The sequence below is a fragment of the Stenotrophomonas sp. GD03819 genome (assembly GCF_029841665.1).
GTDB lineage: Bacteria > Pseudomonadota > Gammaproteobacteria > Xanthomonadales > Xanthomonadaceae > Stenotrophomonas > Stenotrophomonas geniculata.
In genome coordinates, this window is the sequence record NZ_JAOCEW010000010.1 from 34,607 (window position 1) to 60,108 (window position 25,502).

The 25,502-nt window shown below is 67.3% G+C and carries 21 protein-coding genes and 2 tRNA genes; 11 read left to right on the forward strand and 12 right to left on the reverse strand.

Annotation, left to right across the window (positions count from 1 at the left end; all coding sequences use genetic code 11):
- Nucleotides 1-20: 20 nt before the first annotated feature.
- The 9 genes from N5D45_RS07820 (at nucleotide 21) to N5D45_RS07860 (ending at nucleotide 9,361) form a co-directional block, all read left to right on the forward strand.
- On the forward strand, nucleotides 21-1,214 hold the full coding sequence (locus N5D45_RS07820) for an argininosuccinate synthase (RefSeq protein WP_019336650.1): 1,194 nt from the start codon (nucleotides 21-23) through the stop codon (nucleotides 1,212-1,214).
- A 132-nt stretch (nucleotides 1,215-1,346) separates the two neighbouring features.
- Nucleotides 1,347-2,435 carry an acetylornithine deacetylase gene (locus N5D45_RS07825; protein ID WP_010486641.1) on the forward strand — a complete coding sequence of 363 codons (1,089 nt, stop codon included), beginning with the start codon at nucleotides 1,347-1,349 and terminating at the stop codon, nucleotides 2,433-2,435.
- 25 nt (nucleotides 2,436-2,460) lie between these two features.
- Nucleotides 2,461-3,789, forward strand: a complete 1,329-nt coding sequence (locus N5D45_RS07830) for an acetylglutamate kinase (RefSeq protein ID WP_010486643.1) — start codon at nucleotides 2,461-2,463, stop codon at nucleotides 3,787-3,789.
- Between the two features lie 3 nt (nucleotides 3,790-3,792).
- Nucleotides 3,793-4,395, forward strand: coding sequence for a GNAT family protein (locus N5D45_RS07835; RefSeq protein WP_057503881.1), 603 nt, complete (start codon nucleotides 3,793-3,795; stop codon nucleotides 4,393-4,395).
- On the forward strand, nucleotides 4,392-5,345 hold the full coding sequence (argC, locus tag N5D45_RS07840; RefSeq protein WP_057503880.1) for an N-acetyl-gamma-glutamyl-phosphate reductase: 954 nt from the start codon (nucleotides 4,392-4,394) through the stop codon (nucleotides 5,343-5,345). The genes N5D45_RS07835 and argC overlap by 4 nt, the downstream gene beginning before the upstream one ends.
- 20 nt (nucleotides 5,346-5,365) lie before the next feature.
- Nucleotides 5,366-6,661, forward strand: a complete 1,296-nt coding sequence (gene argH, locus N5D45_RS07845) for an argininosuccinate lyase (protein ID WP_279938715.1) — start codon at nucleotides 5,366-5,368, stop codon at nucleotides 6,659-6,661.
- Nucleotides 6,661-6,924, forward strand: a complete 264-nt coding sequence (locus N5D45_RS07850) for a YciI family protein (RefSeq protein ID WP_164193886.1) — start codon at nucleotides 6,661-6,663, stop codon at nucleotides 6,922-6,924. The genes argH and N5D45_RS07850 overlap by 1 nt, the downstream gene beginning before the upstream one ends.
- Nucleotides 6,925-6,935: 11 nt before the next feature.
- A complete protein-coding gene (gene proB, locus N5D45_RS07855) occupies nucleotides 6,936-8,093 on the forward strand; it encodes a glutamate 5-kinase (RefSeq protein ID WP_279938716.1) in 1,158 nt (385 codons plus the stop codon).
- A complete protein-coding gene (locus N5D45_RS07860; protein ID WP_057503878.1) occupies nucleotides 8,090-9,361 on the forward strand; it encodes a glutamate-5-semialdehyde dehydrogenase in 1,272 nt (423 codons plus the stop codon). Before proB ends, N5D45_RS07860 begins: the two co-directional genes overlap by 4 nt.
- A 107-nt stretch (nucleotides 9,362-9,468) precedes the next feature.
- On the opposite strand, the gene pgaD is transcribed toward N5D45_RS07860, so the two are convergent.
- From pgaD to N5D45_RS07910, 10 genes are all read right to left on the reverse strand, one after another.
- A complete protein-coding gene (gene pgaD, locus N5D45_RS07865) occupies nucleotides 9,469-9,939 on the reverse strand; it encodes a poly-beta-1,6-N-acetyl-D-glucosamine biosynthesis protein PgaD (protein ID WP_010486657.1) in 471 nt (156 codons plus the stop codon).
- On the reverse strand, nucleotides 9,936-11,192 hold the full coding sequence (pgaC, locus tag N5D45_RS07870) for a poly-beta-1,6-N-acetyl-D-glucosamine synthase (protein ID WP_010486660.1): 1,257 nt from the start codon (nucleotides 11,190-11,192) through the stop codon (nucleotides 9,936-9,938). Before pgaC ends, pgaD begins: the two co-directional genes overlap by 4 nt.
- Nucleotide 11,193: 1 nt before the next feature.
- Nucleotides 11,194-13,080 (reverse strand): poly-beta-1,6-N-acetyl-D-glucosamine N-deacetylase PgaB, encoded by a 1,887-nt coding sequence (gene pgaB, locus N5D45_RS07875; protein ID WP_019336644.1) that lies wholly within the window; start codon nucleotides 13,078-13,080, stop codon nucleotides 11,194-11,196.
- A 1-nt stretch (nucleotide 13,081) separates the two neighbouring features.
- Nucleotides 13,082-15,109, reverse strand: a complete 2,028-nt coding sequence (gene pgaA, locus N5D45_RS07880) for a poly-beta-1,6 N-acetyl-D-glucosamine export porin PgaA (protein WP_279938718.1) — start codon at nucleotides 15,107-15,109, stop codon at nucleotides 13,082-13,084.
- A gap of 342 nt (nucleotides 15,110-15,451) precedes the next feature.
- Nucleotides 15,452-16,657, reverse strand: coding sequence for an MFS transporter (locus N5D45_RS07885; RefSeq protein WP_043400972.1), 1,206 nt, complete (start codon nucleotides 16,655-16,657; stop codon nucleotides 15,452-15,454).
- A gap of 222 nt (nucleotides 16,658-16,879) precedes the next feature.
- Nucleotides 16,880-16,956 (reverse strand) — tRNA-Pro (locus N5D45_RS07890).
- Between the two features lie 140 nt (nucleotides 16,957-17,096).
- Nucleotides 17,097-17,173 (reverse strand) — tRNA-Pro (locus tag N5D45_RS07895).
- A 55-nt stretch (nucleotides 17,174-17,228) separates the two neighbouring features.
- Nucleotides 17,229-17,345: a cytochrome bd-I oxidase subunit CydX gene (gene cydX / locus N5D45_RS07900; RefSeq protein WP_005410354.1), complete on the reverse strand. Its 117-nt coding sequence runs from the start codon at nucleotides 17,343-17,345 to the stop codon at nucleotides 17,229-17,231.
- 53 nt (nucleotides 17,346-17,398) lie between these two features.
- Nucleotides 17,399-18,550, reverse strand: a complete 1,152-nt coding sequence (gene cydB / locus N5D45_RS07905) for a cytochrome d ubiquinol oxidase subunit II (RefSeq protein WP_279938719.1) — start codon at nucleotides 18,548-18,550, stop codon at nucleotides 17,399-17,401.
- A 15-nt stretch (nucleotides 18,551-18,565) separates the two neighbouring features.
- The gene (locus N5D45_RS07910) at nucleotides 18,566-20,155 is read right to left on the reverse strand and encodes a cytochrome ubiquinol oxidase subunit I (protein ID WP_005410352.1); all 1,590 of its coding nucleotides are present in this window, start codon (nucleotides 20,153-20,155) and stop codon (nucleotides 18,566-18,568) included.
- A 228-nt stretch (nucleotides 20,156-20,383) separates the two neighbouring features.
- Between N5D45_RS07910 and cydD the strand changes: the two genes are divergently transcribed.
- Both cydD and cydC read left to right on the forward strand, forming a co-directional pair.
- A complete protein-coding gene (cydD, locus tag N5D45_RS07915; protein ID WP_057503875.1) occupies nucleotides 20,384-22,129 on the forward strand; it encodes a thiol reductant ABC exporter subunit CydD in 1,746 nt (581 codons plus the stop codon).
- Entirely contained in the window at nucleotides 22,126-23,799 is a 1,674-nt protein-coding gene (gene cydC, locus N5D45_RS07920; RefSeq protein ID WP_049453052.1) for a thiol reductant ABC exporter subunit CydC, read from the forward strand. Before cydD ends, cydC begins: the two co-directional genes overlap by 4 nt.
- A 100-nt stretch (nucleotides 23,800-23,899) precedes the next feature.
- Here the strand turns inward: cydC and N5D45_RS07925 are convergent, their stop codons facing one another.
- The gene (locus N5D45_RS07925) at nucleotides 23,900-24,244 is read right to left on the reverse strand and encodes a DUF1294 domain-containing protein (RefSeq protein WP_019336390.1); all 345 of its coding nucleotides are present in this window, start codon (nucleotides 24,242-24,244) and stop codon (nucleotides 23,900-23,902) included.
- A complete protein-coding gene (locus N5D45_RS07930; protein ID WP_049408994.1) occupies nucleotides 24,245-25,357 on the reverse strand; it encodes a homoserine O-acetyltransferase in 1,113 nt (370 codons plus the stop codon).
- Between the last annotated feature and the right edge of the window lie 145 nt (nucleotides 25,358-25,502).

A 25,502-nucleotide genomic window follows, 5' to 3' on the forward strand; every position in this document is an offset into this window, starting at 1 on the left:
TACCAGGACATACCCTCCCCATGAGCAACAAAGACGTCGTTCTCGCCTTCTCCGGCGGCCTGGATACCAGCTTCTGCGTGCCGTACCTGCAGGAGCGTGGCTACAACGTGCACACCGTGTTCGCCGACACCGGCGGCGTGGATGATGAAGAGCGCGATTTCATCGAAAAGCGCGCCGCCGAGCTGGGCGTGACCAGCCACGTTACCGTCAACGGTGGCCCGGCCATCTGGGAAGGCTTCGTCAAGCCGTTCGTGTGGGCCGGTGAAGGCTACCAGGGCCAGTACCCGCTGCTGGTGTCGGACCGTTACCTGATCGTCGATGCGGCGCTGAAGCGTGCCGCCGAACTGGGCACCCACATCATCGCCCACGGCTGCACCGGCATGGGCAACGACCAGGTCCGCTTCGACCTGGCCGTGAAGGCACTGGGCGACTACCAGATCATCGCGCCGATCCGCGAGATCCAGAAGGAACACACCCAGACCCGCGCCTACGAGCAGAAGTACCTGGAAGAGCGCGGCTTCGGCGTGCGCGCCAAGCAGCAGGCCTACACCATCAACGAGAACCTGCTGGGCCTGACCATGTCCGGCGGCGAGATCGACCGCTGGGAAGCCCCGGGCGAGGGCGCCCGTGGCTGGTGCGCACCGCGCAGCGAGTGGCCGGAGCAGGCGCTGACGGTCACCCTGAAGTTCGTCGAAGGCGAAGCGGTTGAACTGAACGGCAAGGCGCTGCCGGGCGACCAGATCCTGGCCCAGCTCAACAAGCTGTTCGCCCCGTACGGCGTTGGCCGCGGCGTCTACACCGGCGATACCGTGATCGGCCTGAAGGGCCGCATCGTGTTCGAGGCCCCGGGCCTGGTTTCGCTGCTGGCCGCACACCGCGCGCTGGAAGATGCGGTGCTGACCAAGCAGCAGAACCGCTTCAAGCCGGATGTGGCGCGCAAGTGGGTGGAGCTGGTGTACGAAGGCTTCTACCACGACCCGCTGAAGACCGACATCGAAGCGTTCCTGAAGTCCTCGCAGGCCAAGGTCAACGGTGAAGTGGTGCTGGAGACCCGTGGTGGCCGCGTCGATGCAGTGGCGGTGAAGTCGCCGCACCTGCTCAACACCAAGGGTGCCACCTACGCGCAGTCGGCCGACTGGGGCGTGGAAGAGGCCGAGGGCTTCATCAAGCTGTTCGGCATGAGCTCGACGCTTTACGCGCAAGTCAACCGCTGAGCGGTTGACCACGCATTCCACCTCAACCCTGCGCCGTTGGCGCGCCCCCTTCAACAAGAAGGGGGCTCTCCACCAGACGCATTCCGGTAGCGCCGGGCCATGCCCGGCGGAATTCCACAGGATTGCTGATTCATGCTTGAACAGACGCTCGATCACCTGCAGGCGCTGGTGTCCTTCGACACCCGCAACCCGCCGCGTGCGATCACCACCGGTGGCATCTTCGATTACCTGCGCGCGAACCTGCCCGGCTTCAACGTCGAGGTGATCGACCACGGCGCCGGTGCGGTCAGCCTGTACGCCGTGCGCGGGACGCCGAAGTACCTGTTCAACGTACACCTGGATACCGTGCCGGATTCGCCGCACTGGAGTGCCGACCCGCACGTGATGCGCCGCCTGGACGACCGCGTGGTCGGTCTGGGCGTGTGTGACATCAAGGGCGCGGCCGCCGCACTGGTGGCCGCAGCCAATGCCAGCGACGGTGATGCAGCCTTCCTGTTCTCCAGCGATGAAGAAGCCAACGATCCGCGCTGCATCGCTGCGTTCCTGGCCCGTGGCCTGCCGTATGAAGCGGTGCTGGTGGCCGAGCCGACCATGAGCGAGGCGGTGCTGGCGCACCGTGGCATCAGCTCGGTGCTGATGCAGTTCGCTGGCCGCGCGGGGCATGCCTCGGGCAAGCAGGATGCAGCCGCCAGCGCGCTGCATCAGGCCATGCGCTGGGGCAACCGCGCGCTGGATCACGTGGAATCGCTGGCGTCGGCGCGCTTCGGCGGGCTGACCGGCCTGCGCTTCAACATCGGTCGCGTCGAAGGTGGCATCAAGGCCAACATGATCGCGCCCGCTGCCGAAGTGCGCTTCGGTTTCCGTCCGCTGCCGTCGATGGATATCGATGCGTTGCTGGCGACCTTTGCCGGCTTCGCCGAGCCGCAGGCGGCACTGTTCACCGAAACCTTCCGTGGCCCCAGCCTGCCGGCCGGTGACATCGCCGAAGCCGAGAACCGCCGCCTGCTGGCGCGCGACGTGGCCGATGCGCTGGACCTGCCGATCGGCAACGCGGTGGACTTCTGGACCGAGGCCTCGCTGTTCTCGGCCGGTGGCTACACCACGCTGGTGTTCGGCCCGGGCGACATCGCCCAGGCCCACACCGCCGACGAGTTCGTGACGCTGGAGCAGCTGCAGCGCTACACCGACGCCGTGCACCGCATCATCGCCGCCGGCGCCTGATTCTTCCCTTTCCGACGAAACCGAAATGTCTCCTGCCCTCCAGCCCCACCGCCAGACCCGCCAGACCATCGTGCGCCTGCTTTCCAGCATGGCCAGCGCGAAGGAGATCAGCCAGTACCTCAAGCGCTTTTCGCAGCTGGATGCCAAGCGCTTCGCCGTGGTCAAGGTCGGGGGCGCGGTGCTGCGCGACGACCTCGACGCGCTGACCTCCTCGCTGTCGTTCCTGCAGGAGGTCGGTCTGACCCCGATCGTGCTGCACGGCGCCGGCCCGCAGCTGGATGCCGAGCTGTCGGCCGCCGGCATCGAGAAGCAGACCGTGAACGGCCTGCGCGTGACCTCGCCGGAAGCGCTGGCGATCGTGCGCCGGGTGTTCCAGCAGTCCAACCTGCGCCTGGTCGAGGCGCTGCAGCAGAACGGCGCGCGCGCCACCTCGATCACCGGTGGTGTGTTCGAGGCCGAGTACCTGGACGTGGACACCTACGGCCTGGTCGGCGAGGTGAAGAAGGTCAACCTGGCGCCAATCGAGGCCAGCCTGCGCGCCGGTTCGATCCCGGTCATCACCAGCCTGGGTGAGACCGCCGGCGGCCAGATCCTCAACGTCAACGCCGACTTCGCCGCCAACGAGCTGGTGCAGGAACTGCAGCCGTACAAGATCATCTTCCTGACCGGCACCGGCGGCCTGCTGGACGAGCAGGGCAACGTGATCGATTCGATCAACCTGTCCACCGAGTACGACCATCTGATCGCGCAGCCGTGGATCCACGGCGGCATGAAGGTGAAGATCGAACAGATCAAGGATCTGCTTGATCGCCTGCCGCTGGAATCGTCGGTGTCGATCACCCGTCCGGCCGACCTGGCCAAGGAACTGTTCACCCACAAGGGCTCGGGCACGCTGGTACGCAAGGGCGAGAAAGTACTGCGCGCCACCGCCTGGGACGAACTGGACCTGCCGCGCCTGAAGGGCCTGATCGAATCCAGTTTCGGCCGCACCCTGGTGCCGGACTACTTCGAGAAGACCAAACTGTTGCGTGCCTATGTCAGCGAGAACTACCGCACCGCGGTGATCCTCACCGACGAGGCAGAGGGCGTGTACCTGGACAAGTTCGCCGTGCTCGACGACGCGCAGGGCGAGGGCCTGGGCCGCGCAGTATGGAACGTGATGCTGGAGGAAACCCCGCAGCTGTTCTGGCGCTCGCGCCACGGCAACCCGATCAATCACTTCTACTACGCCGAGTCCGATGGCTGCTACAAGCAGGATCAGTGGAAGGTGTTCTGGTTCGGTGCCGATGGCATCGACCGGATCAAGACCTATGTCGATCATTGCGCGCAGCGCACCCCGAGCCTGCAGGGCTGAGCGATGAGCAACCTCGATGCCTGGAACACGGTTCCCACCCTGCGCGGCCAGCACGTAACCCTGAAGCCGCTGCAGATGGAGCACGTGCCGGGCCTGCGCGATGCGCTTGAAGGCAGCGGCCTGGACCAGCTCTGGTACACCCAGGTGCCGTCCCCGCAGCGGGTCGAGCACTATGTGCAGGCCGCGCTGCAGGCGCAGGCTGAAGGCAAGGTGCTGCCCTTCGTGATCCGCGATGCGGCGGGCGAGATCATCGGCAGCACGCGCTTCTACGACATGGATGCCGGCGTGCCCAAGCTCAGTCTCGGCTACACCTGGTATGCGCCGCGTGTGCAGCGCACCGGCGCCAACACCGAAGCCAAGCTGTTGCTGCTGCAGCACGCCTTCGAGGCCATGGGCTGCATCAGCGTGGTGCTGGAAACCAGCTGGTTCAACTTTACTTCGCGTACCGCCATCGCCCGCCTCGGCGCCAAGCAGGACGGCGTGCTGCGCAACCACAAGCGGCATGCCGACGGCACGCCGCGCGACACCGTCATCTTCTCCATCATCGATGCGGAATGGCAGGGCGTGAAGCGCCACCTGCAGTACCGCCTGGACAGTCACGCATGAACGATTCGACTTTCACCCTGGGTATCGTCGGTGCCCGCGGCCATACCGGTGCCGAGCTGATCAAGCTGGTGGCCGCCCATCCGCGGCTGAAACTGGCTTTCGTCTCCTCGCGCGAGCGCGCCGGGCAGCGCCTGTCCGATCACCATCCGGAATTCCAGGGTGACCTGCAGTACGAGAACCTGGACGCCGACGCGGTGGCCGCCAAGGGCGTGGATGCGGTGATCCTGGCCCTGCCCAATGGCCTGGCCGCGCCGTTCGTGGCCGCGCTTGAAACCGCGAAGCCGGACACTGTCATCGTCGATCTCTCGGCCGACTACCGCTTCGACAACAGCTGGTACTACGGCCTGCCGGAGCTGACCCGCGGCCGCTACAACGGCCAGAAGCACATCAGCAACCCGGGCTGCTATGCCACGGCAATGCAGCTGGTGGTGCATCCGCTGCTGGACCTGCTGGCCGGTCCGCCGCAGTGCTTCGGTGTCTCCGGCTACTCCGGTGCCGGTACCACGCCGTCGGACAAGAACAACGTTGAACTGCTGGCCGACAACCTGATGCCGTATGCGCTGACCAACCACGTGCACGAGCGCGAAGTGTCCGTGCAGCTGGGCGTGGCGGTCGAGTTCATGCCGCACGTCGCGCCGCATTTCCGTGGCATCACGCTCACCGCCAATCTGTGGCTGAACCGGGTGCAGACCCGCGAGCAGATCGTCGAGCGCTTCCAGCAGGCCTATGCCGGCGAACCCTTGATCGAAGTGGTGGATGAAGCGCCGTGGGTCAGCCGCATTGCCGGTCGCCACGGTGCCCAGGTCGGTGGCTTCACCCTGGCCCCGGGCGGCAAGCGGGTCGTGGTGGTGGCGACCCTGGACAACCTGCTCAAGGGCGCGGCCACCCAGGCCATGCAGAACCTCAACCTCGCGCTGGGCATCGACGAACTGACGTCGATCCCGCACTGAACACGTATTCCGGAGCCCCCATGGCAGACCTTCTTTGGCAGAAGCCCGGCGTCGCCGTCGACGCCCAGATCCAGACCTTCCTCGCCGGCGACGACGTGATCCTCGATCGCGAATTCTTCCTGCACGACATCGCCGCCAGCGCCGCGCATGCACAGGGCCTGCAGCACATCGGCATCCTCAGCGCCGACGAGCTGGAAGGCCTGCTGCGCGAACTGGAGATCCTGGCGCAGGACTTCCGCGAAGGCCGCTTCGTGCTGGATACGCAGTACGAAGATGGCCACTCGGCGATCGAAGCGCGGTTGACCGAACGCCTCGGCGACGCCGGCCGCAAGATCCACACCGGCCGCAGCCGCAACGACCAGATCCTGGTGGCCACCCGCCTGTGGCTGAAAGAGAAGCTGCAGCGCGTGGCGCAGCTCAGCGCCGAAGTGGCCAAGGTCGCGCTGGACCGTGCGCAGGCCGAGAAGGACCTGCCGATACCCGGCTATACCCACATCCAGCGTGCCGTGGTGTCCTCGGCCGGCATGTGGTGGGCGGGCTGGTCCGAGGCCTTCATCGACAATGCCATCCGCGCCCGTGACACCCATGCACTGATCGATGCCAACCCGCTGGGCACCGCCGCCGGTTATGGCGTCAATCTGCCGCTGGACCGCGAACACACCACGGCTGCGCTCGGTTTCGCGCGCATGCAGATCTCGCCGATCTACGCGCAGCTGTCGCGGGGCAAGTTCGAGCTGGCCGCGCTGGAAGCCCTCGGTGGCGCCACCCTGGACCTGCGCCGCATCGCCTGGGACCTGTCGCTGTTCACCAGCGCCGAGTTCGGCTTCGTCGCACTGCCGGCGCAGTACACCACCGGCAGCTCGATCATGCCCAACAAGCGCAACCCGGATGTGATCGAGCTGATGCGCGCCACCCATGCCAGCGTCGCCGCCGCGCGCACCGAGATCGAGCAGCTGCTGTCGCTGCCGTCGGGCTACCATCGCGACCTGCAGTCGTCCAAGGGCGCCATCTTCCATGGCTTCGGCCGTGGCCTGGCCGCGCTGGAGCTGCTGCCGGCGCTGCTGGCCAATCTAGAGTGGCGTGACGACAGGCTGCGCGCAGCGATCGACTCGGGCATGTATGCCACCGACGTTGCCGTGGAAGCGGCCGTGGCTGGTGTGCCGTTCCGCGAGGCCTACAAGGCCGCTGCGGCCGGTGCCGACAGTGCAGGGCAGGGGCGCACGCCGGAAGGCAGCCTGGCCGCTCGCGTGTCGCCGGGTTCGGCAGCCAACCTGCGCCTGGATGAACTGCGCGCGCGCTGGCAGGCGCTGTCCTGATGGCGGGCACGGTCTACCTGGTGTTGGCCATGCGCCGGCCCGGTTTCAATGCCGCCGTCGTGCAGCCGCATCGTGACTTCCTCGATGCGTTGCAGGCGCAGGGAAAGCTGCAGCTGACCGGCGGCTTCGCCGATGGCAGCGGTGGCGCCTATGTGCTGTGCAACGTGGACAGCCTGGCGCAGGCACAGGCCATCGTCGCCACCGATCCGCTGGTGACGATGCAGGCCTCCGACCTGACCGTGCACGAATGGAACACTCGCTGAGAGCCTGACCGATGATCCAGCACGCTGCCCACCTCGCCTCGCCGTTCCCCGAACAAGCGCTGCCACCATGGCGGCGTGCAGTGCTGAAGGTCGGCAGCAGCCTGCTGGCAGCCGATGGCGGCGGCCTGTCGCCACGCCACGCGCTGGGCCTGGCACAGTTCGTCTCTGCCAATGTACTGGCCGGGCGTGAGGTAGTGATCGTATCGTCCGGCGCGGTCGCTGCCGGGCGCGCGATCCTGCCGCGCGCCGACGAGCCCGGCGCGGCGATGGCCGCACGCCAGGCCCTGGCCGCGCTCGGCCAGGCGCAGCTGATCGGGCTCTGGCAGCGCTTCTTCGAGCGCCCGGTGGCGCAGGTGCTGCTGACCCACGACGACCTGCGCAACCGCCGCCGCTACCTCAATGCCCGCGCCACGCTGAGCGAGCTGCTGCGGCTGGGCGCGTTGCCGGTGGTCAACGAGAACGACACCGTGTCGGTGGACGAGCTCAAGCTCGGCGACAACGACAACCTGGCCGCGACCGTGGCGGCGCTGGTCGATGCCGATGCACTGTTCATCGCCACTGACATCGACGGCCTGTACAGCGCCGACCCGCGCACCGTGGCCGACGCGCGGCCGTTGCACGACGTGCCGGAACTGAGTGACGAGGTGCTGGCGATGGCCGGTGGCGCCGGCTCGCGCGCTGGTACCGGCGGCATGCGCACCAAGCTGGAGGCGGCGGCGAAGGCCGGTCGCCTCGGCATAGAAACCTATCTGTTCAATGGCCGCAGTGGCGACGTGGTGCGCGCGCTGGCGCAGGATCGCCTGTTCGGTACCCGTATCCATGCCGCACGCAGCCGCGAGGCCGCACGCAAGCACTGGCTGCGGCACGCGCCGCTGGTCGAGGGCGCGATCGTGATCGATGCCGGCGCGGCGCAGGCCATGCGCGAGAAGGGCGCCTCGCTGCTGCCCGGTGGCATCACCGGCGCGGAGGGCGTGTTCCGCCGTGGCGACATGGTGCAGGTGTGCTGGAACGCGCCGCAGGGCCGTGTCTGCGTCGCGCGCGGCGTCAGCCAGTACGCGGCCGACGATGTGCGCCGGATCGCCGGCCGCCATTCGCGCGACATCGAGGCCGTGCTGGGCTACAACTACGGCGGCAGCGTCGTCCATCGCGACGATCTGGTGCTGCCATGACCGGTTTGAAGGACTCCCCGATGAGCGACATCGAAACGCAGGCGCGTGCCTGCCGTGACGCGGCCCAGAACGTTGCCGGCCTCGACAGTGCGGCCCGCCGCACGCTGCTGCTGGCCATGGCACAGGCGCTGGAAGTGAATGCCGGGCTGATCCTTGCCGGTAATGCACGTGACCTCGCCGCCGCGCGCGACAAGGGCGTTGGCAGCGCCATGCTCGACCGCCTGGCGCTGGACCCGGCACGCCTGTTCGCGATGGCCGAAGCCGTGCGTGAGGTCGCCGCGCTGCCCGATCCCGTCGGCCAGATCACCCGCGACGATGTGCGTCCAAACGGCATCCGCGTGCAGAAGGTACGCGTGCCGCTGGGTGTGATCGCAATGATCTATGAGGCGCGCCCGAACGTGACCGCCGAAGCGGCTGCGCTGTGCCTGAAGGCCGGCAATGGCGTGATCCTGCGCGGTGGCTCCGAAGCCATCCATTCCAACACAGCCATCGCCCAGGCGTTGGCGGGCGCGCTCAAGGCCAATGGCGTGCCACCGGCGGCGGTGACCGTGCTGACCGACCTGCGCCGCGAAGCGATGCTGGAACTGCTGCAGCTGCAGGAACTGATCGATCTGGCGATTCCGCGCGGCGGCGAAGGCCTGATCCGCTTCGTTGCCGAACATGCGCGGGTGCCGGTGATCAAGCACTACAAGGGTGTCTGCCACCTGTTCGTGGATGCCAGCGCCGACCTCGGCAAAGCCATCGATCTGCTTGTGGACGGAAAGTGCAGTCGTCCGTCGGCCTGCAATTCGCTGGAGACCCTGCTGGTGCACCGTGATGTGGCCGAAGCGTTCCTGCCGCGCGTGGCACAGGCGCTCGGCGAGCGCGGCGTGGAGCTGCGCGCCGACGCGGCTGCGCAGCCGTTGCTGCCGGGTAGCAACGCAGCCACCGATGCGGATTACGCCGCCGAGTTCCTGGATCTGGTGCTGGCCGTGCGGGTGGTGGATGACCTCGATGCGGCCATCGCGCACATCCGCCGCTATACCTCCGACCATACCGAAGTGATTGCGACCGAAGAGGCGGTCCACGCCGAGCGCTTCGTCAACGCGCTGCGTTCGGCGGTGGTGATGGTGAATGCCTCATCGCGCTTTTCCGATGGTGGGCAGTTGGGCCTGGGCAGCGAGATCGGTATTTCCACCACGCGCCTGCACGCCTACGGCCCGATGGGCCTGGAAGCACTCACCGTCGAACGGTTCGTCGTGCGCGGTGAAGGGCAGACGCGCACGTAGATCCACGCCGTGCGTGGATGGTCTTCGCGGTAGACCCCGGTGCCGACCAAGGTCGGCATCTACCAAAGCAAGTGCCGACCAGGGTCGGCACCCACCGGGTTGTCGGGTTACACCACCTCGCGGCGGATGCCGATCGGCCGCGCGTGATCGTCCATGTGCAGCGTGGCGGCCTTGCAGCCGAGCAGGCGCTCGGCCAGCCCGGTGCTGGCCCCCAGGTCGGCGGCCACTTCGTTGAGGCTGGCCAGCGGCCGCGGCAGGCGCCGGTCGTGGCCGCGGAAGCGCGCGCGGTTGTACTCGGCCCAGCCGATCAGCAGCACGCTGGCACACAGCAGCATCAGCGGCAGCGCCACCAGCACATAGGGGTCGAACTGGTTCTTGCGCTCGTACAGCTGCTGCCAGGCCATCTGCCCGCCGATCAGCCACGAGAGCAGGGTCACCAACGGTGCCCACAGGTAGAAGTAGAACCCCCAGAACGCGAGGGTGACGAAGCCCCAGGCGGTGCGCTGGAAGCGTGGTTGGCGATGCGGCTTGCGGATCATCCGCGAGTCGAAGCGGTTGGACGGGCGTTGTGCGTTCATCGGATCCCCCGATCGGGACTGGTCCAGGTGGCGCGCTTGCTGCGACGGCGCAGCAGGGTTTTCGGCAACGCCACCAGGGTGGTGGAAAGGCTGATCAACCAGTACGCCATCGGGTACCAGATGACCCAGAAGTAGTTGCGTCCAATCTGTGTTTCGTAACGACGGTCGATGATCAGGCTGCTGGCGAACTGCAGCAGGCAGACCAGGGCCAGGATCACGCCGTGCCATTCCGGCAGCAGGCTGGCGATATGCAGCTGCGGCGGCAGTTCGATGAACTTGCCCAGCGCCCACAGCACCACGATGAACAACATGGTGTAAGCCCAGATCACGCTCAGCACGTACTCCAGCAGTACGCCCCACATGCGCCGCTCCTTCCAGTGCAGCAGCGAGCGGGCGTGGCGCAGCATCACCTCCACGCCACCCTGGGCCCAGCGCAGCCGCTGCCTCCACAGCCCCTTCAGCGTTTCCGGCATCAGGATGAAGCACAGTGCGTTGGGTTCGTAGCGAATGTCCCAGTGCGCCCGCTGCAGGCGCCAGCTGATGTCGATGTCTTCGGTCACCATGTCATCCGACCACCAGCCCACCTGGTGCAGGGCGGTACGGCGGAAGCCGGCGATCACCCCGGAGATGGTGAAGATGCGCCCGTATACGCGCTGCGCGCGCTTGATCATGCCGATGATCGAGGAGAACTCGGCCACCTGCAGGCGTCCGAGCAGGGTGGAGCGGTTGCGGATGCGCGGATTGCCGGTCACCGCGCCGACCCGGTTGCCGCTGACCAGGTGCCAGATCATCCAGTGCAGCGCATGCTCCTCCAGCATCGCGTCGCCGTCGATGCACACCAGGTACTCCGAACGCGCGGCGAGTGCACCCATGCGCAGCGCATTGGCCTTGCCCAGGTTGCGGTCCAGGTGCAGCACGCGCAGCCGTGGGTGCTTTGCCGCCAGGGCGTCCAGCCGCGCACCGGTGTCGTCGCTGCTGCCGTCGTCGATGGCGATCACTTCGTAGTCGGCCGGGTAACGCTGTGCCAGCGCCGCGCCGAGCGTGTCGTCGAGGTTCGCGGACTCGTTGTGACAGGGAATCAGCAGGCTCGCGAACGGTGGATCGACCATCAGCGGCGGGTCGTTGCGTGGACGCGAATGGCGTTCGCGCCGGAAGTAGTAATACAGGCCGCCCGACATCCAGAAGAACGCCATCACCATCGGGTAGTAGAAGGCGAACTGGAACAGGACCTGCAGCAACGGATGCATGTCCATGTCACTTCTCCGGGTACGGGAAGTTGCCGGCGGACATCGCCGCGCGGGCATCGCGGGTGGAGGGCTGGTCGGCGATGAAGTCGTCCGGGTACCAGGCGAAGTGGTGCACGCCCTGCGCCTGCAGCTGGCGGATCTGCGCGCGCAGGCGCTCGGCGGGAATCGGTTGCCCGCTGCGCCAGTCGACGGTCTGCAGTTCGAACAGGGTGTGCTGCAGCTGTGGATCATGCGCACGCACCGCGCCCAACAGCTGGTCGAGCCAGCGTTCCGGATGCTTGCTGCCTTCCATCCACGGCATCGCCATCAGTGCGGTCTGGTCGTAGGCCTTGTTGAACAGGTCCAGGCGCTGCGCGAACCAGGCTTCGCTCTGTGGGCGCAGCACCGGTTCGGCGTACAGGTTGCGCACCGTGGCCAGCTTCGGCCGCCAGTGCTGCGCGCTGTTGCGCAGTGCCAGGGTGAAGTCGATCAATGCCTGCGTGCGTGCGCTGCCTCCATCGCCGGCCGCCAGCGTGGGCAGCTCGGTGTCGCGCAGATAGCCATCGTCATGGAACAGCAGGCCCTCGAGGTACGAGTTGACCGCCAGGTCCTCGTAGATGTCGAGCATGATCTGGCGCGCTCGCGGGTTGGTGAAATCCAGCCGGTACATGCCATCGGCATCGCCGTTGCGGATCGCCAGCGCCTTGCGCTGCGCCGGGTCGGGCAGCTCGAAGCCGAGCACCGGCAGCCATGCGTAGACCTTCACCCCCGCACGCGATTTCAGCTGCCAGGCAACGCGGCTGAACAGGTCCGCGCGCATCGGCATGTGGCGGTTCGGGAAGTACAGTGCATCGGCGGTGTTGTTGCCGTCCGGATCGGCGAACGCCTGCAGGTAGACGTGCGTCGGCGCGACGCGCTTGACCCGCTCGATCAGCGCATCCAGATTGCGCGCCTGCTGTGCGGGGTCGGGGTCGTACACATCATCCAGGTCGATCTGCAGGGCACGGATGCCATCGAGCGCGACGTCGCGGCGCAGTTCGTAGGCCAGCGCCTCCACGGTCGGGTTGTCGCTGACCAGGAAGCGCGCCAGGCCATGCAGGTCGCTGGCCACCGGCGTGCTGCGGCCTTCCAGATCGAAGGACACTGGCATGCCCAGCTGCTCGGCAATGTCGTTGCTCAGCTGGTTGTAGGCGGCATAGGGCCAGACGATGGCGCGCGGGCGCACGCCCAGGTGCTGCTGGATGCGTTGCACACTGCGGCCGAGATCGGCGCGCAGGCGCTGCTCGTACTGTGGTTCGCTCTCGTAGCTGTGCGTGGCCGGTCGGTAGATGCGGGTCACGACAGCAGGGGTGGAATTTCCCTGCGGGTTGGCAAGCACCCCGTGGTGCAGATCGTCGGTATGGCTGGCCACCTCGATCAGGCCGCTGTCGTGCATCTGCTTCAGCTGTGCCCAGGTGATGAAGTCGTCGCGGCCGAATGGGCGGTAGCCATAGTCGATGGTGCGGCCCGGTGCCATGTCCACGTAGTCGGTGATCACCGCCACCAGCGCCGGATAGCGGTAGGCCTGCAGCAGCGGGAAGGCCTTGTCGTAGACGCTGCGCAGGCCGTCATCGAAGGTCAGCAGTACCGGTTTCGGAGGCAGCGTGGCGCGCCCCTGCGAGGCCGCGATCACCTGCGACAGCGACACCGGGTGGTAACCGTGTGCCCCCAGCCAGTCCAGGTGGGCGGCGAAGTTCTGCGTGCTCACCGCATAGGTATCGGCATCCCCCTTGGCTGCGACCTGGTCGCGGATGTCGTGGTAGCTGAGGATCAGCAGGCCGTTGTCGATCGCATCGAGATGCAGGGCCTGCTGCGCGAAGGCCGGCGGCGCAGCCGACAGCAGCAGGAGCACGATCAGGCGCAGGATGCGGGTCATGTCAGTCTCCCCAGCGCAGTGCGGCTTCGAAGCCGATATGGCGTTCGCGATGGCCGTCGTAGACCGGCCGCGACCAGCGCACGCCATACTCGAACACGCGGCCCTGGCCCAGCTGCCACTCGTGCATGTACGACACCGACGGCACCAGCGCACTGCCGAAGCCGTCCTGCCAGTAGTCGCCCAGCGAGACGGTCAGCCGGTGCCGGAAGTGGCGTTCGTAGTGGCGCCACAGCTGCTGGTCGATGCGCAGGCCGATCTCGACCATGCGGTCGCGCTTCGGGTTGAAGTAGGGGGCATCGTCGCGGCTGCCACGACTGGTGTAGGCACTGGCCAGGCCATCGATCAGCCACCGTGGGCGGGTCAGCAGGCGCTGTTCAAGTGCGGTGCTGAACAGTTCGCGATGGTTGCCATCGTCGTAACGGAAGCGACTGGCGCCGAACACCCAGTGCGTGCGTTCGCTGCGCCGATAGTCGACCTGCGCACTGACGCTGTCAGCGGTGATGCCGGCCACGCGCGCCTGCATCGATGCCTCCGGATCATTGCGTGCGGCAATCAGTCCGGCATGCCAGTAGTCGTTGAACTGCCAGCCCACGCCGACGCGCAGGCCGGTATCGCCAATGTGGTCGTTGGCGCGCAGCACGGCCGCTTCCGCATCCAGCCGGCCGAAGCGGTAGCGTACGCCCGCGCCCAGCCACAGCGGGTCGATGCGCTGGTCCTGGAAATCGACCGAGCGCCGGTCGGCGAAGACGAACAGCCGCCAGCGATCGTCGAGTACGGGTGTCTGGACCTCCATGCCATAGCGGCGATCATCGTTGCCCAGCGGCGAGGTGCCACTCCCGCCGGAACTGCGTCCGATGTCGGTCCATGCCTTCAGCTGCCAACCGCGATGCGCGCGCCAGGCCTGGTCCATGCGTTCGACGGCGGGCTGGGTGGGGTAGCGTGCGACCAGATCGTCGTGCAGCGGTCGCGCCAGGTCATCACGCTGCAGAGCGACGTAGGCTTCCTGCATGCCCAGCCGTGGCTCGATGTCGCGCGGGTCCAGCGCATGCGCCATCTGTTGCCGCTGCAGCGCCCTGCGTGGCCAGCCGCGCATCATGTAGACACTGCCCAGCGCACTCTGCAGGCCGCCGTTGCCCGGTGCGATGTCGACCATCGATTCCAGATCGCGCTGCGCGGTGGGCAGGTCACCGCTGTAGGCGCGCACCATCGCCAGGTTGAGTTCGGCCTCGTAGCGCGACCAGTTTGGATACGGCGACTTCCCGTTGCTCCAGCGCCAGGCAGGTTCCTTGTCGCGCCACGCCTGCAGCAGGTCGACGGCCTTTTCCTGCTGCTCGCTTTCCAGGTAGGCGTATGCCAGTTCCGAATGCGAGGCGTCGCGCGTTGGATCGCCAGCGACCGCTGCCTGCAGCACCGGAATGGCTTCCTCCGGGTGCAGGGTGCCCATCAGCGAATCGCCCACTGCGGGCAGCACATAGTCGGGCAGGGCATGGCCTTCGGCCTGCAGTGCGCGGGCTTCCTCGCGCACCTGCGCATGGCGGCCCAGCCGGTTGAGCAGGATCAGCCGGTCCATGCGGATGCGCAGTGGCGCCTGCGCGGGTGGAGTGCCTTCGGCGCCCAGGTAGCGCTGCATGCGCGCCAGGGTTGATTCGGCCTCTTCCAGCCGGCTGTCTTCGCTGCTGCTGTAGGCCAGGCTCCAGACCACCAGCTTGGCCAGGTAGTCGCCTTCGATGCGCTGCTTCTGTGCAGCGTCGAACAGCTGCGGGCGTTGCTGGTACAGCGCCCAGGCGCGCCACGCATTGCCGATGTCGCCCAGGGTCAGTACGCGCAGCTTGAACAGCAGATCGTCGTTGGGCTGCTGCTGGCTGGCGCGCTCGATGGCGCCGAGGGCATCCAGCCAGCGGGCCTGGTCGCGGTAGCGGCCGATCTCGGCCAGGGCCGCCTCGCGGTCGGGCGGGGCAGCACTGCTGGCCCAGGCCAGGGCGGTACAGGCAAGGCCGACGCAGAGCGCCAGCCGGCGGTGGACAACCATTGGGGACCCCCTTGGCTTCCGAACCAGACAACCTGAAAAATGTGACGCACATCACATGCCAGATTTTGGGGTGGCCGTGGCCTGCGTCACTCCCCTCGCGAACTCCCATCCAGCAGGGATGGGCGGAACCAGGACAGCGACCTGCAATGTCTTGTCTGAAACGAGAGTCCCCCGCGCACCGAGTGGTGGCCTGGGCGGCGCTGCCGCCCCCATGCCCGATGCCGGCACGCGGCAAGGATGGGCATTCGTGGGCACTATCCGCCCGGAATTGTCAGCCCGGCGTCAAAATGCGCAAACGGGCTGACGAGCGGTAGGTGGGGCCGGTTGCTGGCCCCATGCGGCTTACCAGAGGTCTTCCAGCTTGCGCGGCTTGCAGGCCACCCAGGAAGCGCACAGCATCAGGGTGGCGCAGCCGAACAGGAAGCTGAACGGGATCGTCCAGCCGTCGCTGACGGTGTGCAGCCAGCCGACCAGGAACGGCCCCAGGCAGCTGAAGCTGTAGCCCACACCCTGCATGAACCCGGACAGCGCCGCCGAGCCGGTGGGGGTGCGGGTGCGCAGGTTGATCAGGGTCAGCGCCAGCGGGAAGGTGGACGGACCGACGCCGAGCAGGCAGGCCCACAGCAGCGGGGCCTTCATCGGTGCCAGCAGCAGGCCGGTGAAGGCGATCACGAACGAGAAGAAGCCGATCAGCACCAGCGGGAACGGGTTCTGCAGGCGCACCGCCATCGACGGGATGACCAGCGACGGTAGCAGGCCCAGTGCCGAGAACACGGCCACCATCACGCCGCCGAACGCGGGCGTGCCACCGGCCTCGACCACGATGCGCGGCAGCCAGGTGAACATCGAGTAGGTCATCAGCGAGGTCATGCCGAACATGAGCGTCATGCTCCAGCCCAGCGACGTGCGCCAGACCTTGCCATGCGGCTGCGCGGTGGGGTCGGTGGCGTCGGCCTGCGGCTTCGGCGCGCGCTTGGCCAGCACCAGCCAGGGCAGTGCGGCGGCCAGTGCCAGCAGCGCCCACATGCCCAGCGACACGCGCCAGCCGGCAGCGTTGGCCATCGGCACCGCGAGCAGCGCCGGCAGCATCGTGCCCAGCTGCAGCACACTGATGTAGAGCGTACTCATGGTGCCGACCTTGTTGGCGAAGTAACGCTTCACCAGCGGCGGCACGACCACGTTGCCGATGCCCATGCCGGCCAGCGCCAGCACCGAACCCAGCAACAGCGTGCCGACGTTGCCGGCGCTGGAGCGCAGCAGCAGGCCGGCCATCGCCATCACCATCGCCAGCAGGGTGGTGCGCTCCAGGCCGAGGCGCCGCGCCAGTGCCGGCGTAGCCACGCCGAACAGCGCGAACGAGGCGGTCGGCAGCATGCCCAGCACGCCGGTCATGGTGGTGCCGAAGCCGAACTGCTGGCCGAGCACGTCCAGCAGCGGGGTGATCGAGGTGACCGCCGTGCGCAGGTTGACCGCTGCCAGCAGGATCGCGGCAAACGCGAGGACGCGACCGTGCAGCAGCGACGGCGAATCGGAAGTGGAGGAACTCATCGGTGGTCCTTGCAGGTGTCGCACGCCGCAGCAACGGCATGCAGCGCCGGCATCGGTCTACGCCGAAGCGGCAGGTGGGGGTGGGGGCTGCAGGTGGGCCGGCAGCGCGGCCATTGTACGTGCGCTGCCGGGCAAGGTCCCGTCATGCGGGTGGCCCGGCGCTTGGCACAAAAAAACCCGGAGGACAGTGATGTCTTCCAGGCTTCTTGGTGACCACCGAAGTGGTCGGGGAGACAGGATTCGAACCTGCGACCTCTACGTCCCGAACGTAGCGCTCTACCAGACTGAGCTACACCCCGAAGGGAGCCGCCTATTCTAGCGATTCACCCCGATGGCGGCAAGGGGTGAATGCTGTTTTCTTCACACTGCCGAAGCAGTGCCACTTCAGGGAACAAAAAAGCCTGGACGACTTCACCAGGCTTCAATGCGACCACGTGAGTGGTCGGGGAGACAGGATTCGAACCTGCGACCTCTACGTCCCGAACGTAGCGCTCTACCAGACTGAGCTACACCCCGAAGGAGCCGCCTAAGATACCGTGTGAAGGCCAAGGCGGCAAGGTTTTTTTACAGCTCAGCGACGATTTTCTTTCTCGATACGGTTCTGCTCGCGGGCTTCGAACCACATGCCGTTGAGGATGGCCACCGTCGAGGCGAGGCCGGCGCCGAGAATCCAGGCGAAATACCACATGGTCGATCTCCTTTGTTCAAGGGTGTGCCGGCCGTGGGCCGGCACACCGTCAATCAGTAAGCGTTCGGGTTGTTGCCCATCTCTTCGGTGGTGGTCTTGCCCTTGAGCACGCGGTACACCCAGGTGGTGTAGGCGAGGATGATCGGCAGGAACACCGCCGTGGCCAGCAGCATGATCCACAGGGTCAGGTGGCTGGACGAGGCGTCCCACACGGTCAGGCTGGAGGTGGGCTGGCTCGAGGACGGCAGCAGGAACGGGAAGATGGCGAAACCGACGGTCAGGATGATGCCGGCGATGGCCGCACCGGAAGCGATGAAGGCCAGCCCGCCGCGACGGGCACGCAGCAGCACCGCACTGGCCAGCAGGCCGGCCAGGCCCAGCAGCGGTGCCAGGATCGTGGCTGGCATCGCGCTGTAGTTGCGCATCCAGCCACCGGCGGCGCCGAGTTCGGCGGTCTTCAGCAGCGGATTGGTGGCGCCATCGGTAACCACCTGCGAGGTGATCTGGTAACCCGGCAGGCCGAAGGCCACCCAGGCACCGCCCACTGCGAACAGCACGAAGGCGATGATCGCGGCGATGCTGCCGAAACGGGCTGCACGTTCGGCCACCGGGCCGTCGGTCTTCAGCACCAGCATGGCGGCACCGTGGGCGACCAGCATCGACACGCTGAGCAGGCCGGCCAGCAGCGCGAAGGGCATCAGCAGGCCGAAGAACGAGCCGGTGTAGAAGATGCGCATGCTGTCATCGAAGTGGAACGGCACGCCCAGCATCACGTTGCCCACCGCCACGCCCATGATCAGCGCCGGGATGAAGCCACCGATGAAAAGCGCCCAGTCCCAGGTGTTGCGCCAGCGTTCGCTGGGCATCTTGCTGCGGAACTTGAAACCTACCGGACGCAGGATCAGCGCGAACAGGATCACGAACATCGCCAGGTAGAACCCGGAGAAACTGACCGCATAGAGCGGCGGCCAGGCGGCGAAGATCGCGCCGCCGCCCAGGATCAGCCACACCTGGTTGCCTTCCCACACCGGGCCGATGGTGTTGATCACCCGCCGGCGCTCGGCGTCGTTGCGGGCGACGAAGGGCAGCAGGGTGCCCACGCCCAGGTCGAAACCATCCATCACGGCGAAACCGATCAGCAGGATGCCGAGCAGCAGCCACCAGATCACGCGCAGCGTGGTGTAGTCCAGAAGAATGAAATCCATCTTGGTTCTCCTGCCTCAGGCCTGGCCGGCGGCTGGCGCCGAGGCATTGTGGGAAGCATGCGGCTGGGGCGACTGCAGCGACGGCAGCACCTCGTCCGGACCCTTGCGGATCGCCTTGAGCATCAGCTTGATCTCGACCACGATCAGCGCGGTGTAGATTGCGGTGAAGCCTGCCAGGGTCAGCACGATTTCATGCAGGGCCAAGCCCGACGCCGCATAGAAGGTCGGCAGCACGCCATCGACCGCCCACGGCTGGCGACCATACTCGGCCACGAACCAGCCGCACTCGATCGCGATCCACGGTGCCGGCAGCGTCCACAGGGCCAGCTTGAGGAACCAGCGCTTGTCCTGGAAGTTGTTGCGGCAGGAGTAGTAGAAGGCCAGTGCGAAGAAGGCGATCAGGTAGAAGCCGAGGCCGGCCATCACGCGGAAGGTCCAGAACAGCGGCATCACGCGCGGCACGGTGTCCATCGCCGCCTGCGAGATCTCCTGCGGGGTGGCGTTGAGGATGTCGTCGCGGTAGCGCTTGAGCAGCAGGCCGTGGCCCAGGTCCTGCCAGTGGCGGTCGAACATCTCGCGTGCTTCAACGTCGTTCTTGTTGGCGCGCAGGCGTTCCAATGCACCGTAGGCCAGCTGGCCGCCACGCACGCGGTGTTCGGCGCGCTCGACCAGTTCCAGGATGCCCGGAATCGGCTGGTTCAACGAGCGGGTGGCGATCAGGCCCATCAGGTAGGGGATCTTCACCGCGTAGTCGTTCTGGTGGGTTTCCTGGTTCGGGATGCCGAAGGCGGTGAAGTCGGCCGGCGCACGCTCGGTCTCCCACATCGCTTCGATCGCGGCCAGCTTCATCTTCTGGTGTTCGCTGGCGGCGTAGCCGCTCTCGTCACCCAGCACGACCACCGACAGTGATGACAGCAGGCCGAACGCCGCGGCCACCGCGAACGAACGACGGGCCAGGTCCTTGTGCTTGTTGCGCAGCAGGAACAGCGCGCTGATCGCCATCACGAACACCGCACCGGTCACGTAGCCGGCGCTGACGGTGTGCACGAACTTGGCCTGCGCCACCGGGTTGAACACCACCGCCATGAAGTCGACCACTTCCATGCGCATGGTTTCCGGGTTGAACACCGCACCGGTCGGGTTCTGCATCCAGCCGTTGGCGACCAGGATCCAGATCGCCGACAGGTTGGTGCCCAGTGCCATCAGCCAGGTCACCATCAGGTGCTTGACCTTGCTCAGGCGGTTCCAGCCGAAGAAGAACAGGCCGACGAAGGTGGCTTCCAGGAAGAAGGCCATCAGGCCTTCGATCGCCAGCGGCGCGCCGAAGATGTCACCCACGTAGTGACTGTAGTAGGACCAGTTCATGCCGAACTGGAATTCCATGACGATGCCGGTGGCGACGCCCATGGCGAAGTTGATGCCGAACAGGACGCCCCAGAACAGGGTCATCCTGCGCCAGATCTCCTTGCCGGTCATCACGTACACGCTCTCCATGATGGCCACCATGAACGACAGGCCAAGGGTGAGTGGTACGAATAGGAAGTGGTACATCGCGGTCAGCGCGAATTGCAGCCGCGACAGTTCTACGACTGTCTGATCAATCATGGCCTGGCTACCTCGTTGGATAGTGCCGTTGCAGGTGGCGGGAAGGGTGGTCTACGACGTGAATGATGTGACCGACTACTTCAAACAGCCTTGATCCAGATCAATGTATGAACAGGTGCCCCGGTTGATCGTATGCCAACCCGATGAAGACTGCGACCGCTGGCCGCAGAGGCCGGCCATTGCCTGCGCCTACAATGCCGTGTCTCCCCCGTTGCCCGTGAAGACCCCTTGAGCGCTGCCGAAACGACCCCTGACAGCCTGTCCCCGGAAGCCGAAACTGCCCGCCAGCGTCGTGTCCGCGCGGCGTGGCTGGCCGATCTGGCCCATTCCGCCCGGGGGCGCCAACGCCTGGCGGCCCTGTGCATCAGCCTGTCCGGTGCGTTGCTGATCGGCCAGGCCGCCGCGATCGCCTGGCTGGTGCAGCAGGTGCTGGTGGAGCGCGCGCCGCTGGCCTCGGGGCTGCCAGTGCTGGGCGGGCTGGTGGTGATCCTGGTGCTGCGCACGCTGCTCGGCAGCGCCACCCAGGCGGCTGCCGGGGATGTAGCCGATGCCGCGCGGCTGGCCCTGCGCGAGCGAGTGTTCGCCCGACTGCTCAGCCATGGCCCGTTGTGGCTGCGCCAGCGCCGCACCGGCGAACTGGGCGAACTGATGCTGCATCACGGTGATGCGATCGAGAGTTATTACAGCGGGTTCCTGCCGGTGCGCACCGAGGTGCTGGTGGTGCCGCTGCTGATCCTGGCCGCGGTGGCCTGGGTTGACTGGGTGGTGGCGTTGATCCTGCTGTTCACCGCGCCGCTGGTGCCGTTCTTCATGATGCTGGTGGGCTGGGGCGCCGAAGCCGCCGGTCGCGCCCAGTTGGGGGAGCTGGCGCGGATGAGCGGCCACTTCGCCGACCGCATCAAGGGCCTGGGCCTGCTGCGCCTGTATGGCCGCGGCGAGGCCGAGCTGGAGGGTATCGAGGCGGCCGCCGAAGGTGTGCGCGTGCGTACCCTGAAAGTGCTGCGGATCGCCTTCCTGTCGTCCACGGTGCTGGAATTCTTTGCCTCGGTGAGCGTGGCGATGGTCGCGCTGTACCTGGGCCTGAGCTATCTGGGCATGATGTCGCTGCATTCGGCGGTGCCGACGCTGGGCGCGGGCCTGTTCTGCCTGCTGCTGGCGCCGGAGTTCTACGCGCCGCTGCGGCGGTTGGCTGCGCACTACCACGACCGCGCCAATGCACTGGCCGCGGCGGCCGAGGTTGAGCGTCTGCTGCAGTCATTGCCGGACGAGCAGCGCCTGATCGAGAACGAGAGTGCGCCGCTGGCTGTGGAACCGGCCGAGGCCGCGTTGCCGCCGCTGCAGGCGCAGGGGCTGGTGCTGCGCCCGTTGGGCGCGCCGCACGACGTGCTGCAGGATCTGGATGTGCTGCTGGAACCGGGCCAGCGGCTGGCCCTGGTCGGCCCCAGTGGATCCGGCAAGAGCACGCTGCTGGAAGCACTGGCGGGCTGGCTGCCACCGCGTGCCGGCAAGCTGCACCTGCGGCCCGGCGTGCAGGTAGCCTATGCCAGCCAGCGGCCGTACCTGTTCCACGGCAGCATCGCCGACAACCTGCGCCTGGCCGATCCCGGCGCCAGCGACGCGCGGTTGCGCGCAGTGGCCGAGGCCTCACAGGTGCTGCAGTTCGCGCAGCGCCTGCCACAGGGACTGGATACGGTGATCGGCGAGCGCGGCTTCGGCCTGTCCGGTGGTGAGGCACGTCGCATCGGCCTGGCCCGCCTGCTGCTGCGCGACCCGCAGGTGCTGCTGCTGGACGAACCCACCGCGTTCCTCGATGCCGATACCGAAGCGGCGCTGCTGCGCAGCCTGGCCGCCTATGCACGTGGCCGCAGCGTGGTGGTCGCCACCCACAGCCCGGCGGTGATCGCCTGGGCCGATCGTTGCCTGCTGCTGCCGGAAGGCCGCCTGGTGGAACCGGCACAGGCGGTGCGCGCATGAGCCGTTCACCTGATTCGTTGCGTGCGGTGTTCCTGCGCCATCGGCCGCGCCTGCTGCTGACGATCCTGCTGTTGTGGACCACCATGCTGGCCGGCACCGCACTGCTGGGCCTGTCCGGTGGTTTCCTCACCGCCGCTGCATTGGCCGGTGCGGCCGGCCTCGGCCAGGGCTTCAACTTCTTCTCGCCGTCCGCGGGTATCCGCGGGCTGACCATGGCGCGCATCGTGTCGCGCTACTTCGAAAAGCTGGTGGGCCACGACGCCACCCTGCGCATCGCCCGCGACCTGCGCGTGTGGTTCTTCCGCCGCGCGCTGCCGCTGGCACCGGCACGGCTGGGGGCGACGCGCACCGGCGATCTGCTGGCCCGCCTGCTCGGTGACATCGGTGAAGTGGACGGCCTGCTGGTGCGTGCGATCGGGCCGCTGGTGGCGCTGGGTGCGCTGACGCTGGTGGCGGTGGCCTCGGCGGCGCTGATCCTGCCGTCGGCAGCGGTATTGCTGGCAGTGCTGGCGCTGCTGATCGCTTTCGGCGTGCCGTGGCTGGGTGTGCGCGGTCGTGACGATGAAGAGGCGGACCGTGCCGCGCATCGCGCCGCACTGCGCACCGCCGCCTTTGAAGGGTTGGAGGGCGCGGGCGATCTGGCCGCGCTGCATGCCGATGCGGCGTGGCAGCTGAAGGTGCGCGTGGCCGCCAAGCAGCTGGCTTCGCGGGATCGTCGGCGCCGCTGGCGCCTGATCGCGGCCTCGACCCTGCATGGCCTGGTCGCAGGGCTGGGGCTGGTGGCGATGCTGGCACTGGCGCTCCACGCGGCCGAACAGCAGCGTATCGCGCCGGAAATGGCCGCGGGCCTGGTGTTCCTCACCGTCGCGCTGATCGAACTGTGGGCCGGGATGGGCTTGGCGTGGCAGTCACTGCAGTCCGGGCGTATCGCCGCCGATCGGTTGCAGGCCATCGTCGAGCAGCCGCCGACGGTGGAGGATCCCGCCGTGCCACAGCCGGTACCGCAGGCTGCGCGCGTGCACTGGGACGACGTGCATTTCCAGTGGCCGGGCGCCGCGCGACCGGTGCTGTCCGGCCTGCAGTTGACCCTCGCGCCGGGCGAACGAATCGCCATCCGCGGCGACAGCGGCAGTGGCAAGACCACGCTGTCCAGCCTGCTGCTGCGGCTGTGGGATCCGCAGCAGGGGCGAATCACCTATGGTGGCATCGACCTGCGTGATTTCAGCCAGGCCGACTGGCATCGGCAGCTGGCCTGGTTGCCGCAGAACGCGCCGGTGTTCGCCGGCACCGTGGCCGAGAACCTGCGCCTGGGGGATCCCGATGCCAGCGACGCCGCCTTGTGGGCAGTGCTGCGCCGCATGCGCCTGGGCGAATGGGCCGAGCGCAACGGTGGCCTGCAGGCCTGGGTGGGCGAGAACGGCGCGACGATGTCGGCCGGCCAGGCGCGGCGGCTGGCGCTGGCCCGTGCACTGCTGCGCAATGCGCCGATCCTGCTGCTGGACGAACCGACCGAAGGCCTCGACGTGGATACCGCACGTGCGCTGCTGCAGGACCTTTCCGGGTTGCTGGACGGGCGCAGCCTGTTGATGATCACCCACGACGACCTGCCTGAAGGCGTGGTCGATGCGCAGTACCGGTTGCGCGATGGGGCGCTGGTCCGCGAACTTTGACCGATGCACATCCGCGCCTGGCGTGGATCTACTGTAGAGCCGAGCCCATGCTCGGCTGCCTCTGTACGGAGCCGAGCATGGGCTCGGCTCTACAGGTTGGCTATCGCGAGAACTCGCGCAGCATCACCGCGATCGAGGCCACGTTGGCCAGCACGCACAGCCAGAACACCCACTGGAACGAGGCTTTGCGGTGCTTGTGGCGGAACATCGCCTGGCCCAGCAGCGCGCCGGGCCAACCGCCGGCAAAGGCCAGCAGCTGTAATGTGCGCTCCGGAATACGCCACTGCTTTCTCTGCGCCGCGCGCTTGTCGTGGCCGTACAGGCCGAACGACACCGCGCTGGCGAGCAGGCACCACCCACCCAGCCACAGCGGCAGCACGCCGCTGACCGTCAGCGCGATCAACGCGCCGAACGCGGCCAGCGCGAGATTACGCCGCCATGCCACCTACAGCGCGTCGAGAAAGCCGCGCACGGCCGGGCCGAAACGCTCGAAATCGACGAGGAAGGCGTCATGGCCCTGTGGCGATTCCAGGCCGATGAAGCGCGCATCGGCGCCGCCGGCGCGCAGGCCGTCGGCGACCTGTTGCTGCTGCTGCACCGGGAACAGGATGTCGGTGTTGGCGCCGATCGCCAGCGCCTTTTCCACCCGGATCTTCGCCAGCCCGGCCAGCACGTCGCCGTCGGCATATTCAGCCAGGTCGAACCAGTCCATCGAGCGGCTCAGGTACAGGTAGCAGTTCGGATCGAAGAAACGCACGAAGCGCCGTGCGTGGCCTTCCAGATAGCTTTCCACCTGGAACTCCAGGCCGAACGGATCGTCGTCGGTCTGGTCCGAATCCAGCCGCACGCGGCCGAAGCGGCCATCCCATTCCAGTGCGGAGCGGTAAGTGATCACGCCCAGCTTGCGCGCCATGCGCATGCCGGACTCGGGGTATTCGGCATCGTCGTAGTGGCCACCATTCCAGCGCGGATCAAGACGGATCGCCTCGCGCTGCAGCGAACGGATCGCGATCGAGAACGGCAGCGCCTGCGCACTGCCGGAAATGTTGACGTGGCTGCGCGCGATGCCCGGCTGCAGCATCAGCACGGCCAGTGCGGTCATGCCGCCCATCGAATTGCCGACCACGCAGGCCAGCTGCTCGATGCCCAGGGCGCGCACGACCTCGATGGCGGCGCGTGCGCCGTCTTCGATCGACAGCTCGGGGAAGTCGAGGCGATACGGTTCGCCCGTGGCCGGATTGAGCGAGGCCGGACCGGTCGAACCCTTGCAGCTGCCCAGCGAGTTCACGCAGACCACGAACCAGCGGTCGGTATCGATCGGCTTGCCGGGGCCGACCATGCCTTCCCACCAGCCCGGTGCCGGATTGGCGTCGTTGGCCGCGGCATGCGCATCCGGCGAGAGGCCGGTGACGATCAGGATCGCATTGCTGGCGTCGGCCGCCAGTGTTCCCCAGGTTTCGTAGGCCACGCGCGCGCCGTGCAGGGCGCCCCCGCGCTTGAACGGGAAGGGCGAGGGCAGGGCGTGGAAGCGGGTGCCGGGCGGGATGAATTCGGTCATGCAGCCATTCTAGCGGGGCCGCATGTGGAGCTGGCGACACGCTGGTTTCCAGCAGCGGTTGGACGCGGACCGGACCGTCGTATCCACGCATGGCGTGGATCTGCTGTAGAGCCGAGCCGATGCTCGGCTGGCGGGCGCCGGCAAC

Coding starts and splice junctions, on each gene's coding strand:
- N5D45_RS07860 (WP_057503878.1), top strand. CDS start 8,090: ATGACCGGTTTGAAGGACTCCCCGATGAGCGACATCGAAACGCAGGCG.
- cydX (WP_005410354.1), bottom strand. CDS start 17,345: ATGTGGTATTTCGCCTGGATTCTCGGCGCCGGCCTCGCCTCGACGGTG.
- cydB (WP_279938719.1), bottom strand. CDS start 18,550: ATGGATTTCATTCTTCTGGACTACACCACGCTGCGCGTGATCTGGTGG.
- N5D45_RS07835 (WP_057503881.1), top strand. CDS start 3,793: ATGAGCAACCTCGATGCCTGGAACACGGTTCCCACCCTGCGCGGCCAG.
- N5D45_RS07850 (WP_164193886.1), top strand. CDS start 6,661: ATGGCGGGCACGGTCTACCTGGTGTTGGCCATGCGCCGGCCCGGTTTC.
- pgaD (WP_010486657.1), bottom strand. CDS start 9,939: ATGAACGCACAACGCCCGTCCAACCGCTTCGACTCGCGGATGATCCGC.
- proB (WP_279938716.1), top strand. CDS start 6,936: ATGATCCAGCACGCTGCCCACCTCGCCTCGCCGTTCCCCGAACAAGCG.
- N5D45_RS07820 (WP_019336650.1), top strand. CDS start 21: ATGAGCAACAAAGACGTCGTTCTCGCCTTCTCCGGCGGCCTGGATACC.
- N5D45_RS07910 (WP_005410352.1), bottom strand. CDS start 20,155: ATGATTGATCAGACAGTCGTAGAACTGTCGCGGCTGCAATTCGCGCTG.
- argH (WP_279938715.1), top strand. CDS start 5,366: ATGGCAGACCTTCTTTGGCAGAAGCCCGGCGTCGCCGTCGACGCCCAG.
- N5D45_RS07885 (WP_043400972.1), bottom strand. CDS start 16,657: ATGAGTTCCTCCACTTCCGATTCGCCGTCGCTGCTGCACGGTCGCGTC.
- N5D45_RS07830 (WP_010486643.1), top strand. CDS start 2,461: ATGTCTCCTGCCCTCCAGCCCCACCGCCAGACCCGCCAGACCATCGTG.
- cydC (WP_049453052.1), top strand. CDS start 22,126: ATGAGCCGTTCACCTGATTCGTTGCGTGCGGTGTTCCTGCGCCATCGG.
- argC (WP_057503880.1), top strand. CDS start 4,392: ATGAACGATTCGACTTTCACCCTGGGTATCGTCGGTGCCCGCGGCCAT.
- pgaA (WP_279938718.1), bottom strand. CDS start 15,109: ATGGTTGTCCACCGCCGGCTGGCGCTCTGCGTCGGCCTTGCCTGTACC.
- pgaB (WP_019336644.1), bottom strand. CDS start 13,080: ATGACCCGCATCCTGCGCCTGATCGTGCTCCTGCTGCTGTCGGCTGCG.
- N5D45_RS07930 (WP_049408994.1), bottom strand. CDS start 25,357: ATGACCGAATTCATCCCGCCCGGCACCCGCTTCCACGCCCTGCCCTCG.
- pgaC (WP_010486660.1), bottom strand. CDS start 11,192: ATGGACATGCATCCGTTGCTGCAGGTCCTGTTCCAGTTCGCCTTCTAC.
- N5D45_RS07825 (WP_010486641.1), top strand. CDS start 1,347: ATGCTTGAACAGACGCTCGATCACCTGCAGGCGCTGGTGTCCTTCGAC.